Genomic DNA, 13,977 nt, shown 5'->3' with positions numbered 1-13,977 from the left:
CGGGAGTACAGTGCTCACCAGCGTCAAATGGTTTTGCGGTGCCGTCTCCGGCCGCGCGCCGGCGGCGGATCAGGCTTCTTAGTGACGATCATTCGAATAAGGAGAGAACTACATGCCTGTATCGCCAGCAGCAACCGCTCCGGCCGTCGGTCCAGCCGGGCACCCCGAGGCACACGTCATGGAGCAAGTCCGCCCCGGTGAGATCGCCATCGGCGTCATCATCGGGCGAGTATCTGAATTCTTTGACTTTTTTGTATTCGGCATCGCCGCGGTGCTGGTTTTCCCGCAGGTTTTCTTCCCGTTCGTCGACGCCTACACCGGCACGCTCTACTCGTTTTCCCTGTTCTCGCTGGCGTTCATCACCCGGCCGCTAGGCGCCCTGTTTGGCCGCGTCCTGCACGACTGGTACGGTCGCGGCACCAAGCTGACCTTCGCCCTGTTCATGCTCGGCACCGCCACCGCCGGCATGGCCTTCCTGCCCGGCTACACCTCGATCGGCACCGCCGCCATCGTCCTGCTCGGACTGTTCCGTGCCGCGCAAGGCGTCGCGCTCGGCGCCAGCTGGGACGGCCTGCCCTCGCTGCTGGCCCTCAACGCCCCGGAAAACCGCCGCGGCTGGTTCGCCATGATCCCGCAGCTCGGTGCCCCGATCGGCTTTCTGATCGCCGCCGGCCTGTTCGTCATGCTGGTCGCCAGCCTGTCCAGTGCCGACTTCCTCGACTGGGGCTGGCGCTATCCGTTCTACGTGGCGTTCTCGATCAACGTCGTCGCCCTGTTCGCGCGCCTGCGCCTGGTCGAAACCCCAGAGTTCACGCACCTGCTGCGCACCCGCCAGCTGATGCCGGCGCCGCTGGGGGAGATGTTCAAGCTGCAGTGGCGGCGCATCGCCCTCGGTGCCCTGGCGCCGCTGGCCTGCTTCGCACTGTTCCACCTCGTCACCGTGTTCCCGCTGTCGTGGGTGACGCTGTTCTCGCACGAGTCGGTCGTCGAATTCCTGCTCGTGCAGTGCGCCGGCGCCGCGATCGCCATCGTCACCATGATGATCTCCGGCATCTGCGCCGACCGGCTCGGCCGCCGCACCACGCTGGGCATCGGCGCCGCCCTGATCGCCATCTTCTCGATCTGCGGCATGCTGCCACTGTTCCTGACCGGCACCCGCGCCGGCGCCTACATCTTCATCCTGGCCGGCTTCGCCCTGCTCGGCTTCACCCACGCCCAGGCCTCCGGCGCCATCAACTCCAGCTTCGAACGGCGCTTCCGCTACAGCGCCGCCGTGCTGACCTCGGACTTCGCCTGGCTACTCGGCGCGGCCTTCGCCCCGCTGATCGCCCTGCTGATCACCGCCCACCTCGGCATCGGCTACGTCGGCCTCTACCTGCTGTCCGGCGCGGTCGTCACCCTGCTAGTCCTGCGCGTGAACCGCAGTTTGGAGATGAAGGACGAATAGTTCTTCCGCTCTTAGAGTACAGAGGGCGCCTTCGGGCGCCCTTTTTATATGCGGACAGCAGCCGGCCGTTCCCTCAAGCAGACCGAATTTCGGTCCACGCGCCCGTGATGGGCGCGACACGGTCTGAAGGGGCTTGGTGAGGTCCACCGGACGGTTTCGATCCACGCGCCCGTGATGGGCGCGACGCGCTGATCGACGGGCATCAGGCCGTTCTCGATGAGTTTCGATCCACGCGCCCGTGATGGGCGCGACGAATGTGCCCGAGTTGTCCATGTCACCCTTCGCAAGTTTCGATCCACGCGCCCGTGATGGGCGCGACGGGCGCGGGCGTAGCGCTGCGCCAGGCCCGGCTCGTTTCGATCCACGCGCCCGTGATGGGCGCGACATTCGACTTTTGGAGGCTGATCAATGACTGCCGAGTTTCGATCCACGCGCCCGTGATGGGCGCGACCGCTGGATCGACGCCGATCTTGCAGTACACCGGCAAGTTTCGATCCACGCGCCCGTGATGGGCGCGACCATCGCGGCGAGACCGTAGTTTGTGTGGATGGTTTGGTTTCGATCCACGCGCCCGTGATGGGCGCGACACGCAGGACGTGCTCAAGGAAGCGCTCGGAATCAAGGTTTCGATCCACGCGCCCGTGATGGGCGCGACCGAAATAATTGCAAAGATGGCGATCACGCGAAAAGTTTCGATCCACGCGCCCGTGATGGGCGCGACTCCAGATCGGCGCCGCTGAGGACGTCAACCGGCTGTGTTTCGATCCACGCGCCCGTGATGGGCGCGACTCGTTCTGGAACTGATCACGCTGTCGCGGCAGTTGTTTCGATCCACGCGCCCGTGATGGGCGCGACCGGCACCAACCTGAGGAAGTACGTTATGACGAAGTTTCGATCCACGCGCCCGTGATGGGCGCGACATGCGCGGGCTTTCCATCTCAGTACCCCTGCGCATGTTTCGATCCACGCGCCCGTGATGGGCGCGACCCGACGATGGCCATCGCGATACCGGTGATGTCCTTGTTTCGATCCACGCGCCCGTGATGGGCGCGACACAAAGGGCGGCGATACGCCATATCTGCAACAGCAGTTTCGATCCACGCGCCCGTGATGGGCGCGACTCATGCATGACGATCTGCGCGACAGATTCGGCGTGTTTCGATCCACGCGCCCGTGATGGGCGCGACCTTTAACACCCTCGCGGGCCGGGGCCGGTATCCAGTTTCGATCCACGCGCCCGTGATGGGCGCGACTGACCATGCAGCGCATCACCGCGGCCAACGCGACCGTTTCGATCCACGCGCCCGTGATGGGCGCGACGTGGCGCCACGAATGGTGTTTTCGGCGTGCGCGGGTTTCGATCCACGCGCCCGTGATGGGCGCGACCCCAACGATCGAATTTACCTGCGTCGCTCGCACAGTTTCGATCCACGCGCCCGTGATGGGCGCGACGCTTATCGTTGGGGCGACAGTGACCTGCCGATGCGGTTTCGATCCACGCGCCCGTGATGGGCGCGACAGAAAACCCCAGCCGCTAACACAAAAACGAGGCTTGTTTCGATCCACGCGCCCGTGATGGGCGCGACGATCCTCGACCGTGATGTCGAGCTTGCCGGCCGAGTTTCGATCCACGCGCCCGTGATGGGCGCGACCCTCTTCGAGACAGACCTCCTTGCCGCGCCGCCAGTTTCGATCCACGCGCCCGTGATGGGCGCGACGCATTGGTGCGCGGCATCAAAGGCGGTTATGCGGTTTCGATCCACGCGCCCGTGATGGGCGCGACACCGCCGTCCGGTTCCGGTTCCGATGTCGACGTCAGGTTTCGATCCACGCGCCCGTGATGGGCGCGACCTAACTCAGAGCTAAGCCGCGTTGCGGCCAAGGAGTTTCGATCCACGCGCCCGTGATGGGCGCGACCGTGGTCGTGCTTCAGCAACGCATGCGACAGCGAGTTTCGATCCACGCGCCCGTGATGGGCGCGACACGGCGGCGATGAGTTCTGCTGTCCGCTGAGCCGGTTTCGATCCACGCGCCCGTGATGGGCGCGACATTCGGCGAAGTGTCCGGGGTCGTCATCCCGGCCGTTTCGATCCACGCGCCCGTGATGGGCGCGACGTCGGCCGCGTCGCCATCCACGGGAGAAGGGTATGTTTCGATCCACGCGCCCGTGATGGGCGCGACGGTCGATGCGATCAGCATCCTGGTGCCGATGGGATTGTTTCGATCCACGCGCCCGTGATGGGCGCGACCGCATCACGCGCCTGGTCCGCGTCTCCCTTTGCAAGTTTCGATCCACGCGCCCGTGATGGGCGCGACAGACCACCACGATGACCTGGCTGGTGCACCAGGTGTTTCGATCCACGCGCCCGTGATGGGCGCGACACATCAGCAACCCGCCAGGCGGCGTTACGATCGTGTTTCGATCCACGCGCCCGTGATGGGCGCGACCCCGCAATCGGCCAGACGGTTGCCGATGTGATCCAGTTTCGATCCACGCGCCCGTGATGGGCGCGACCCAGAAGAACGGCAAGAGCACGTACATCAAGATCCCGTTTCGATCCACGCGCCCGTGATGGGCGCGACCTTTCTATCTCATGATCCGCAGCGGCGCGGCGGTGTCGGTTTCGATCCACGCGCCCGTGATGGGCGCGACAAGCCCTTGCTGGTGACCGACGACGACGCGATTGCGTTTCGATCCACGCGCCCGTGATGGGCGCGACTCCCGCCGCACCTGCAACACCTGATGCACTGACCTGTTTCGATCCACGCGCCCGTGATGGGCGCGACTATCAGGCGCGGTTCCAGTTCTACCGGGTCGCGCAGTTTCGATCCACGCGCCCGTGATGGGCGCGACCAGCCGTAGCGCGGGTGCGTGAGGAAATCCGGGATGTTTCGATCCACGCGCCCGTGATGGGCGCGACCGCCAAGGCGATCGACTTCCGCGGCCTGCAGAAGTTTCGATCCACGCGCCCGTGATGGGCGCGACGAAGGCGCTTGACCATCGGAATGCCGGTGGTCAGTTTCGATCCACGCGCCCGTGATGGGCGCGACTCGCATATTCGATATGTTCCGGGTCGTGCGGGTTGTTTCGATCCACGCGCCCGTGATGGGCGCGACTGTGGCCGTCGGCGCTGGAGTTGTCCGAGATCCCGTTTCGATCCACGCGCCCGTGATGGGCGCGACCAGAAGTTTCAGCAATACCTGCGCGACTGCGCCGAGTTTCGATCCACGCGCCCGTGATGGGCGCGACGAGTCCCGCCAACAATCAAAGAGGTATCGAACATGTTTCGATCCACGCGCCCGTGATGGGCGCGACCACGCCGACGCCTTCACCATCGCCAAGGTGACCGTTTCGATCCACGCGCCCGTGATGGGCGCGACAATACACGACGACCACGTCGACGCGTGGTGCGGTGTTTCGATCCACGCGCCCGTGATGGGCGCGACCGAGCATCACCGGCCCGGTGAATTCGCGGATCTGTTTCGATCCACGCGCCCGTGATGGGCGCGACGCCGATGGAGAACAGGAATGAAGGCCAGACAGACTGTTTCGATCCACGCGCCCGTGATGGGCGCGACCGGCGGCTACCAAACCGCGAGCGGCACAACTGAGGTTTCGATCCACGCGCCCGTGATGGGCGCGACGCGCGTTGCATGCTGCTGATGAGATCGAGCTGATTGTTTCGATCCACGCGCCCGTGATGGGCGCGACATGGCTTGAAGGCGGGGACGATCAAGCACGGTGTCGTTTCGATCCACGCGCCCGTGATGGGCGCGACACCGGCCCTTCCGAGACGACATCGGCGTTGTTGGTGTTTCGATCCACGCGCCCGTGATGGGCGCGACAGCCCTGCGCACCCTGCTGGAACGAACCCACAAGGTTTCGATCCACGCGCCCGTGATGGGCGCGACACCGTTGACCCGCCGCCGCTCGATGCCGAGCCGGTTTCGATCCACGCGCCCGTGATGGGCGCGACCCGCGTCCGGCTGTCGACCGCGATGCGGTGGCCGCGTTTCGATCCACGCGCCCGTGATGGGCGCGACTTGCCGGAATGGCGCTGCTGTTCTACATCAAGGGGTTTCGATCCACGCGCCCGTGATGGGCGCGACTAACATTCCTCGGTGCCCGCCTCACCCATCTGCCCGTTTCGATCCACGCGCCCGTGATGGGCGCGACCCGACCGCCGATGACTGGTCCGCCTGGAGCGAACAGTTTCGATCCACGCGCCCGTGATGGGCGCGACGCTCGTCGAGCAGCGCGCAGCTCAGCGTGTCCAGGTTTCGATCCACGCGCCCGTGATGGGCGCGACTCCGTGTGTTTAACTCATTGAACAGGCAAGCGACAACACCTCCGCTACGCGAACCTCACACCCGCGTGCAAAATTCGGCGCGACGCTTTCCTCGCGCAGCGCCGATAACTCGTGTTTTCAATTTGTTAAAGAACTGCGAACCGCTCGGAGAAATACCGGCCGCTTGGGGTTCGCGCGACCGTTCAGAAAATCAGGGGCCCGTTGAAATCAGTCGCCGGTTTGGCGCCAACGTGTTCGATGCGACGCTCCCAATTGGCGCCGAGGTAATAGAAGCGCAGGCTGTCGGCATCCGGGTCGATCGTGTCGACGAGTCTTTGCTTGAGAGCGGTCCACTGCGCAGGCTCGACTTCGATCTCAAAAACAGAAAATTGCACCCGCTGACCATAGTCCTGGCACGCCCTAGCGACGCGACGCAACCGGCGCTTACCCGCAGTATCGACCGTAGTCACGTCATAACTGACTAAAACCATCATCGACGCTACTTCCAGAGAAACGGCGGATAGGCATCGAGATCCCCGCGCAGGTGTCTTGCCAGCAACTGCGCCTGCATCAGCGGCAGCATGCCGATCGGCATTTTCTCGCCGACAAACAAATGCTGAACCTCTTCACGCTTTCTTTCCTGATAGGCGATCAGGAAATTCTTGCGCGCGTCCTCCCGCAACAGTACGACGCCGTTGTCCATGACCTGAAAATCGCGCTCACTCAACTGACGCCGGTTGACCATCGACAGCACCAGACGGTCCGCGAGAAATGCGCGGAACTCTTCCATCAGATCGAGGGCCAGACTCGGCCGACCCGGCCGGTCGCGGTGCAGAAAGCCGACCGCCGGGTCGAGGCCGACGCTTTCCAGAGCGGAGCGACAGTCATGCGTCAACAAGGTGTACGCAAAAGACAGCAGCGCATTGATCGCATCATGCGGTGGGCGCCGATTACGCCCGCCAAAATGAAAAAATTTGCCCGGAATCCGAATCAAATGATCCAGCACTCCGAAATACGCTTGCGCGGCCTCCCCTTCGAGGCCACGCATGACCTGCGTATCGGATTCGGTTCGCAGCCTAATGCCAAGACGCTCCAGTCGCCGATGCGCATGCGTAACATCGCTGAATGCGGAAGCCATCGACGCACCGTGGTCGCGCAGCGCCCGCCCTAGCACGACGCGCTGGTTGTAGAGCTTTCCAATCAGCACGTGCCGCACGATCTCCGCGCAGGCGGCCGCGTCGTCGGTGCGGCGATATTGCTCGCGCCGCAGCAGCACATTGCCGGAAACCGGCCCTTCGACCCTTGCCATGAAGCGGCCATTCGCATTCAGAAAACTGATGCAGATGCCTTGCTCCGCGCAGTAGCCGAGCAGCGGCGGAGAAACCAGCACGCGCCCGATACAGACCAGGCTTTCGAGCATGTGCACCGGCACACGCGCACGCTCTTGTTGCTCGACCTCCATCACGACGTTGGCGCCATCCTTGTGCAACCACGCGCCGTCCGTCGTCACATACAAAGTGTTGAGCTGACGCCGCATCAGTCCGGCTCCGCCGTTTGTTCATACAGCCACTGACGTACGCTCGATCGGCGCCCCAACTCGTGCGGGCGACACTGCTCGATCAACGAGCAGTGGTCACAGCGATTGGCCTCATATTCCGCTCCGGGCGTATGCCGGCGGTCGAGCATCGACCTTACCGTACGGATGGTTTGCTCGGTCAATGCACGCAGCGCCGAATCGAACACCACGCGCTTGCGCCGCCGCGTCTTGCCGTAGAACAGTGCGCCTTCCGGAACCTCCATGCCCAGCATCGCTTCCAGGCATAACGCCTGCGCGCAAAGCTGGACCTCATCGGCACGATGTGCCTTTGGCCGCCCGCGCTTGTATTCGACGGGCCGAGGGATCAGTCCGGTTTCGCCGGGGACGAATTCAACGATGTCCGCAACTCCGATGATGCCGAGTGCCGGGGCCGAAAGCGGCATCGAAGTATCCGTCCGCACCCCGTGCCTCATTTCCACGCCCGGCTGGTCCGCACGATCATGCAGCAGCCGCCCTTCCGCTGTATGGCGGCTTTCGGCCCATAGGCGCTCTACATGAATCAGCGCGCATTGCCGCGGGCAGTACAGGTAGTGCTGCAGCGCGGAGAGCGGAATCAGGTCCTCGTCCGCTTCCATCGTCTATCCCGAGGCCATCTAGCCTAGAGGTACTCCCGGACGCTCACACCCTGCGGGATCGCATCACGATCAATCGTCACACGGTAGTCCTTGAAGCCGCGTGCGGGCACATCGGCATCGGTTTCTCGCTCAAGGGAGATCGCATCGAACAGCACGTGCGATGGCGCATTCCCCATCGCGCTTTCGTGCTCGAAGATGATGAGCTTGCGCGCCGCCATCTCACCGCGCGCCGCCGAGTGGTCGTGCTCGAACATGTTCGCCAGTGCGCGCCACAAGAGCTCCAGATCTTCTGCAGAGAAGCCGGTGCGCTCCGCCAGCTTGGCCGAGACAAAACCATGTGCGCGATATAGGCCGTACGGCACGACGTGCTTGCGCCCCATCGTCCGGTTGTCGCCGCTTTGCGCGTCAGCTTCCGCTTCCGTCGTCACCGCCATGCGCGTGATCGCCACTTCCAGAGGAATAACGGGGTCCACCGACGATGCAAACGCGAGTTGCACCGGCCCGCGCACCTGTCCGGCGTTAATGCCGGTCGTCATCACCGCGCCGAAGCTGCGTACATCGAAGAAGTTCGTGCACATCCACGCCGTGATTTCGCGTGCCTTGGCCTCCTCCTTTGGCAGTTTCTTGTAGCCGTTCTTGGCGTCCGGCGGAATCTCCAACGCGTCCCAGGCTTTCTGGTGCTGATGGTTGAGGATGGCCTTTTCCTGCATGTAGATCGCGTAGCCCGGCGCCTCCTCTTTATCAAGCGCCACGAAGTTGCGGATTTTCCGTTTCAGGCTGACATCGGTCACCAGACCGCAATTGGTCTCCGGATCAAGGCGCGGGAGGTTTCCCGCATCCGGATCGCCATTCGGATTTCCGTTGACGACGTCGAACAGGTAGACGAATTCGTAGCGATGCGTAATCGCAGTCATGACAGAGCCCCTTCGGTATCAATTTCGGTTTCGGGTACCGCATCGGCGCTGCCGTTGCGTTTCGTAAAGTAAGACTGCGATTGGTGGTAATAGCCGATCGCAAAGCGCCCCTGTGCTTCGATGTGCAGGCTGCGCGGAAACTGCTCCGGCAATGCCGCGACGATCTCGCGGACATCGCGCTCCAGGTTGATGGCCTGCCCCGGCCGCTCCTTGCGCAACTTGCCGAGATGGTTCTGCGTATTGCGCAGCAGGACCGGAAAGATCGATGCCGGCGTCGCCGAAGCGGCTCCGTAATAACGATCGCGGATCGTGGCATTGACCTGCCCTCCGAGCGCACTGCGCTGTATGTATTCCAGAACCGCGAATAGCCTCCCCAGCAGATACGCGGGTTGTTTGGACGCCTTGTCGAGACTCACAGGAACCTCCTCTTCGGAATTGCGGACAGGCCGATTGCGCGACAGCACGGCCTTGCAGATGGAAATGCGGACACCGCTGACGTCGCCGTCGGCGCGCATCCGCATCAGGATGCTGGCCAGCAGGCTGGCCGGATAACGGCCGCCCGTCAGAATTGCACGTAGCAGCTCACCGGCAAGCTGCGGTGGTACATCTTCATTCTTGGCACGCCCATCGCGCGACGGCGCCGTTGCGAGAGCCAGCCGCCAGACCGATGGCGCAGATCGCCATGGCAACGGCTCGATATGCAGATCCTGTGCATGTTGGGCGATACGGCGCGCCAGATCGCCGAAGGTATCGACCAGCCAGAAACGGACCGACAGACGCGACGCATTCGGCGCCAGCCCGAGCACGTACATGCGCGTCCCTTCGGCAAGGCCCGGAACGAAATCCGACAGCGGACGCCCCTCGGCTACGCCTTCCAGAAGGCCGCGAATCTTCAGCGCCTCGCTGTCATCGCTGTCCGGCGGATTGAGCATCGCGGCGAAACTCATCTCCGCCACTCCGGCTTGGCGTTCGTCATCGGCCTCCGCCCAGAACAGCACCGTGGTATCGCCGACCGTGAGGTTCTGCCGGTGCGGCACATCGCGGCGCAGTAGATAGTTCAGAGCCGAGGTGTAGGCAAACGCCGCCTGCTCGGACACCGGCGCGTTGTCGCCCTGATGCTTGCCATACGAAGTGAACGCATCGAGGTTGAATGAAACGATCGACGCCCCGGAACTCTGCGCCCCCATGACCCCCTTGATCGCCGGATGTAGGCGGGCGATCGGAGACCGCGCGCCCGTCACCAGACAGATGGCGGGGGCCGACGCTTGCGCATCATCAGACGACGACGGCGAAAAAAGACGTTCCCGCGCAGCCTTCGCAGCGGCCCGCTCGTGGAGATACTGATGCTCGCCGTCGAGCCGGAACACAACATTGGCATCCTTCATTTCGTCCTTGAAAGAAGGCTCACAAAACTGCTCCGGTCGCCATTGACGAAGAAATCGCAAGAGCGCCAGCAACCCCGGATCGGTCGCGCCTTCGAGCGCCTGCTCGTGAAACTCGCAGAACGCCTGATGCTCCTGCTCGGTGCGCTTGCTCGTCGCACTGACACCGAGCACATAGCTGGTCTTGTCCCAGAGAAAGTTGGACTTGATGCCGACGGTGCGCTTTTCCGGCTGCGGCACCGTCATCAGCCGCGGGTATGGCTTCTTTCCGGTGGTGTCGCGGACGTCATCGACGTCGAGCACATGACCGTGTGTGTCGAGCACGATCGCGTAGCTGATCTTTTCCGGACTATAGCCATACGCGGCAATCCCCTCTGCACCGCGCTGGACCAGTCGCTGATAGTAGCGACTGAGTGACTGAAGCATCATGCCTTCACCTCGTCGCTGTTCCAAACCGGAACCTCGATCACGCCGTCAATCATTCGCGCCCGGAAGAAACGTGACGCGGCGTCGGCTGCAAAATCGATGTCGTGCAGCATCCAGCCCAGATCACGCTCGCCGGCCAGCGCGGCATCCGCTTCCGGCATCGGAGCGTCGGCTTCCAGCAACTGGAAGTGCGCCGGGAATTCGCGCACGCCCATGCACGGTGCGTGGAAATGCTGCCCCTTGCGCGCGCGACGATTGAAGATATCGAGATGCTTGCCGACATTGTCGTCCGGCCCGGCCCTCGCGGTTAGCTCGAAATGCGCGTCGATCACATAGGCTACGTCACGCAGCACCGTCGCCGCCCGCTGCTGGCGATCGTCGTCGACGCAGCTCGCCAGGCCTGCGACTTGGCCGGCTTTCATCGCCCGTGTGACGCTCGCCGGCGAAAGCTTGCCCCCGACCTCGTTGCGGCGGATCGATTCGAAACGGATCGGCTTGAGCACGTGAATCCGGTCGACGTGCCAGCGAATCGCCGGTTTCCAGTGAATCGCCTCCAGAATGCCGCGCGCGGCCGACGGCGTGATGACGTCGTAACTGACCCGCTCCACCTTCATTTCGGGACGGGTGAAGCAGGCGCGCTCGCCCCAGATCAGGAGACGGATACCAAAGCTCATGAAATCCCCCCAATGCACGTGTTCGAGGCCGACTGCCGATCTTTGTCGAATCGCGGCCAGCGGTTGTATCCGATGTCTGGGTGATTGGCGTTCCATTGCCGAATCAGTTCGACTTCCATCCGATTGACCGCCTGCTCTGTCGCGGTCGTCGACGCCCATAATTCGACGCGCCGCACTGTGAAATCCTTGCGTTGTTCGTCAGTGAAATCCCGAGCGATCAGGGCGGCATCGGCACTCCCGAAATAGTTGATGTTGTCAGTCATGTCCTTGCCGATATAAATCTTGCCGTTCGGGTACGTCACCCGGTAAACGACCGCTCTGCGCCTACCGTTCACCACAGCAGCTTCTCCGGGGGAACGTTTTGCGCATCATCGGCATTCAAACCGTAGCGCTTGTCGTAGAGATCCGAGTTGACGAGTATCACGAACTGCTCGCCCCATTTCTCCGGGGCAATCGCCTCGATCGCGCCCACCGATTGCAGGGCGACGTAGGCACGCTCCGGCACCTGCACCAGATACGGCTGCAGACGGCGTGCGATGCCACCAATCTTGTCGGCATAGCGTAAAGCCTCGACCTGTTTGCGGACTTCAGCGTCGTAAACCACGATCAGCGGTTTCTGGACCGAATCGATCATTCGGTACTTTGCCGCCAGCGTTTCCATCGGCAGGCTTTCGGCGCGGCTCGCACCGAGCATGTCGAGCAACGCGCCGGCATCGAGCTGTCGATCACCCTTCTGCCAGTAGAGCGTGCGGAAGTAGGCTTCGATCGCCGCCGGCGACAACGGATCGTCCGCGTGCCGGCGCAGAGTTTCGCGAGCCGCCTGGGCGAACTGGCCGAGTTCCGGCGGCGGCGCCCAATCGTCATTGGCCGGAGCAAAGATCAGAACCTCGCTGAGCTCTATCGGCCGCTCTCCGTTGCGGTTGCAGCGCCCGGCCGCTTGAGCCACCGAATCGAGGCCCGCTTCGGCACGCAGCACACACGGAAACGACACATCGACACCGGCCTCGATCAGCGAGGTAGCGACCAGACGACATGGCTCACCGCGCGCCAGCAACGAACGTATCTCGGCCAGCACTTCACTGCGGTGCCGCGCGCACATCAAGGTCGTCAGATGGCGGGCGCCAGGCAGATCAGCCATCGACTGATAGACGGCACGCGCATGCCTCCGGTTGTTGACGATGCATAGCACCTGCTCGCGGCCGCGCATCTCGGCGGTCAGTCTGGCATCGTCCCAAACGCCGGCGTGACGCACGCGGACCCGCGCCAGGCGGCGAAACAGCGCGCTGGGTTCGGGCGCCAGTTCGCGGACGTTTTCAAGCCCACCTTCGAATTTCGGCGCCTGCAACGCCGGCTGGGTGGCGGTGCAGAGCACGACACTACAACGGTAGTTGCGCGCCAGCTCGTCGATCGCTGCGACCGAAGGCCGCAGCAACTTCAACGGCAGAGTCTGCGCCTCGTCGAGAATCACGACACTACCGGCGATACTGTGCAGTTTTCGACATTGCGACGGCTTGGCCGCGAACAGGCTTTCGAAGAACTGCACTGCGGTCGTGACTATGATCGGCGCGTCCCAGTTCTCCATCGCCAATCGCAGTTTTTCCTGTGCCTGATATCGGTCGGGCTGGTCTTTTGGCGGTGGCGCCGCAACGAATGCGCTGTGATGCTCCAGAACGGCAGCATCTCCTAGATTCCCCAGCGCTTGGCGAAAAACCGCCGCGTTCTGCTCGACGATGCTCGTGAACGGAATCACGAAAATGACGCGGCGCAAGCCGTGGCGAATCGCATGGTCGAGCGCAAAAGCCAGTGATGCGAGCGTCTTGCCGCCGCCGGTCGGCACCGTCAATGAAAACAGGCCCGGGTCCAGCGGCGCCTTGTCTCGAACCTGCGCAAGCACTTCGGCGCGAATCGCGTTAACCGGGCTGTCGCCACGAAACCGTCCCATGTATTGCGTCAGACGCGCGCGCAGTGCTTCGAGCGTCGGCGCCGGAAAGGTTCTCGCCGACGCTCGCCCCTCGACACGGTCATAGAACGCCTCGGTGTCGAGATAGTCGGCATCGACCAAGCACGAGAACAGCATGCGCACGAGAAAAGCGAGTTGAAAAGCACCGCGTTCCGCACGTGGCTGGAATTTTTCTGGCGGAGCGATCAACTCCGGCGGCGTAATCTCCCGCGCCCAACTGGCCGCCAATGATGGCAAGCCAATACCACGGAGGCGGTCGCGCAACACTGTCCGCTCGCGCGTGCCCTGGCCTTCGACGCCGTTGGCCAGCCCGGCGTGATGGCCGGCGATCGCGTAGGCAAGCAAATGGCCAAAGACGCCGTAGCGCTCCACCGCCAGCATCGCGCCTCGCGTGGCATGGTCAACGCGAATGGCGTCGCCAGCGATACGCCTCTGAAATTCCTCCGTGTACTTTCCCAGGTCATGCAGCAAGCCCGCAGCGAAGGCCATTTCACCAGCGCCGAACGGAGCTGCGCGATCTAACGAGAGGCGGGCAACATTGATCAGATGCTCGGCGAGCGGCTGCCAAGTTGCACGGTCAGGAGATTCCGTGGAATGAGCGTAGTAAGCAGCCACGCCCGAAGGACAGCATCGCGTCTCGCTGGCCGTCTCGCCCCGCTCCCCCGCCCCCATCCCGACCTCCGACGCTGTCGATCCGAAGTCGGAGTGTGCAA

Annotated in this window: 8 protein-coding genes and 1 CRISPR repeat array; of the genes, 1 reads left to right on the top strand and 7 read right to left on the bottom strand. The window is 63.3% G+C overall.

From position 1 onward, the window contains the following. The first annotated feature begins 178 nt into the window (after positions 1-178). Positions 179-1,447, top strand: a complete 1,269-nt coding sequence (locus G7Y82_RS04125; protein ID WP_240954074.1) for an MFS transporter — start codon at positions 179-181, stop codon at positions 1,445-1,447. 86 nt (positions 1,448-1,533) lie between these two features. Continuing rightward, positions 1,534-5,757: direct repeats of the CRISPR family, unit length 32 nt; unit sequence GTTTCGATCCACGCGCCCGTGATGGGCGCGAC. 182 nt (positions 5,758-5,939) lie between these two features. Here the strand turns inward: G7Y82_RS04125 and cas2 are convergent. From cas2 to G7Y82_RS04085, 7 genes are all read right to left on the bottom strand, one after another. Further along, positions 5,940-6,230: a CRISPR-associated endonuclease Cas2 gene (gene cas2, locus G7Y82_RS04120; protein WP_168146757.1), complete on the bottom strand. Its 291-nt coding sequence runs from the start codon at positions 6,228-6,230 to the stop codon at positions 5,940-5,942. A gap of 5 nt (positions 6,231-6,235) precedes the next feature. Then, entirely contained in the window at positions 6,236-7,273 is a 1,038-nt protein-coding gene (cas1c, locus tag G7Y82_RS04115; protein WP_168146756.1) for a type I-C CRISPR-associated endonuclease Cas1c, read from the bottom strand. Beyond that, positions 7,273-7,908, bottom strand: coding sequence for a CRISPR-associated protein Cas4 (gene cas4, locus G7Y82_RS04110; RefSeq protein ID WP_168146755.1), 636 nt, complete (start codon positions 7,906-7,908; stop codon positions 7,273-7,275). The genes cas1c and cas4 overlap by 1 nt, the downstream gene beginning before the upstream one ends. 23 nt (positions 7,909-7,931) lie before the next feature. Then, a complete protein-coding gene (cas7c, locus tag G7Y82_RS04105; protein ID WP_168146754.1) occupies positions 7,932-8,822 on the bottom strand; it encodes a type I-C CRISPR-associated protein Cas7/Csd2 in 891 nt (296 codons plus the stop codon). Beyond that, complete coding sequence (gene cas8c / locus G7Y82_RS04100) at positions 8,819-10,633, bottom strand: type I-C CRISPR-associated protein Cas8c/Csd1 (protein ID WP_168146753.1); 1,815 nt, start codon at positions 10,631-10,633, stop codon at positions 8,819-8,821. Before cas8c ends, cas7c begins: the two co-directional genes overlap by 4 nt. Further along, positions 10,630-11,304 (bottom strand): type I-C CRISPR-associated protein Cas5c, encoded by a 675-nt coding sequence (cas5c, locus tag G7Y82_RS04095; protein ID WP_168146752.1) that lies wholly within the window; start codon positions 11,302-11,304, stop codon positions 10,630-10,632. The genes cas8c and cas5c overlap by 4 nt, the downstream gene beginning before the upstream one ends. Before the next feature lie 331 nt (positions 11,305-11,635). After that, positions 11,636-13,936: a CRISPR-associated endonuclease Cas3'' gene (locus tag G7Y82_RS04085; RefSeq protein WP_168146750.1), complete on the bottom strand. Its 2,301-nt coding sequence runs from the start codon at positions 13,934-13,936 to the stop codon at positions 11,636-11,638. Positions 13,937-13,977: the final 41 nt, after the last annotated feature.

The sequence above is a fragment of the Solimonas marina genome, assembly GCF_012241385.1.
In the GTDB taxonomy this organism is placed as follows: domain Bacteria; phylum Pseudomonadota; class Gammaproteobacteria; order Nevskiales; family Nevskiaceae; genus Solimonas; species Solimonas marina.
Note: the sequence above shows the minus strand (reverse complement) of the source record. Positions and strands in the feature narration are given on the sequence as shown.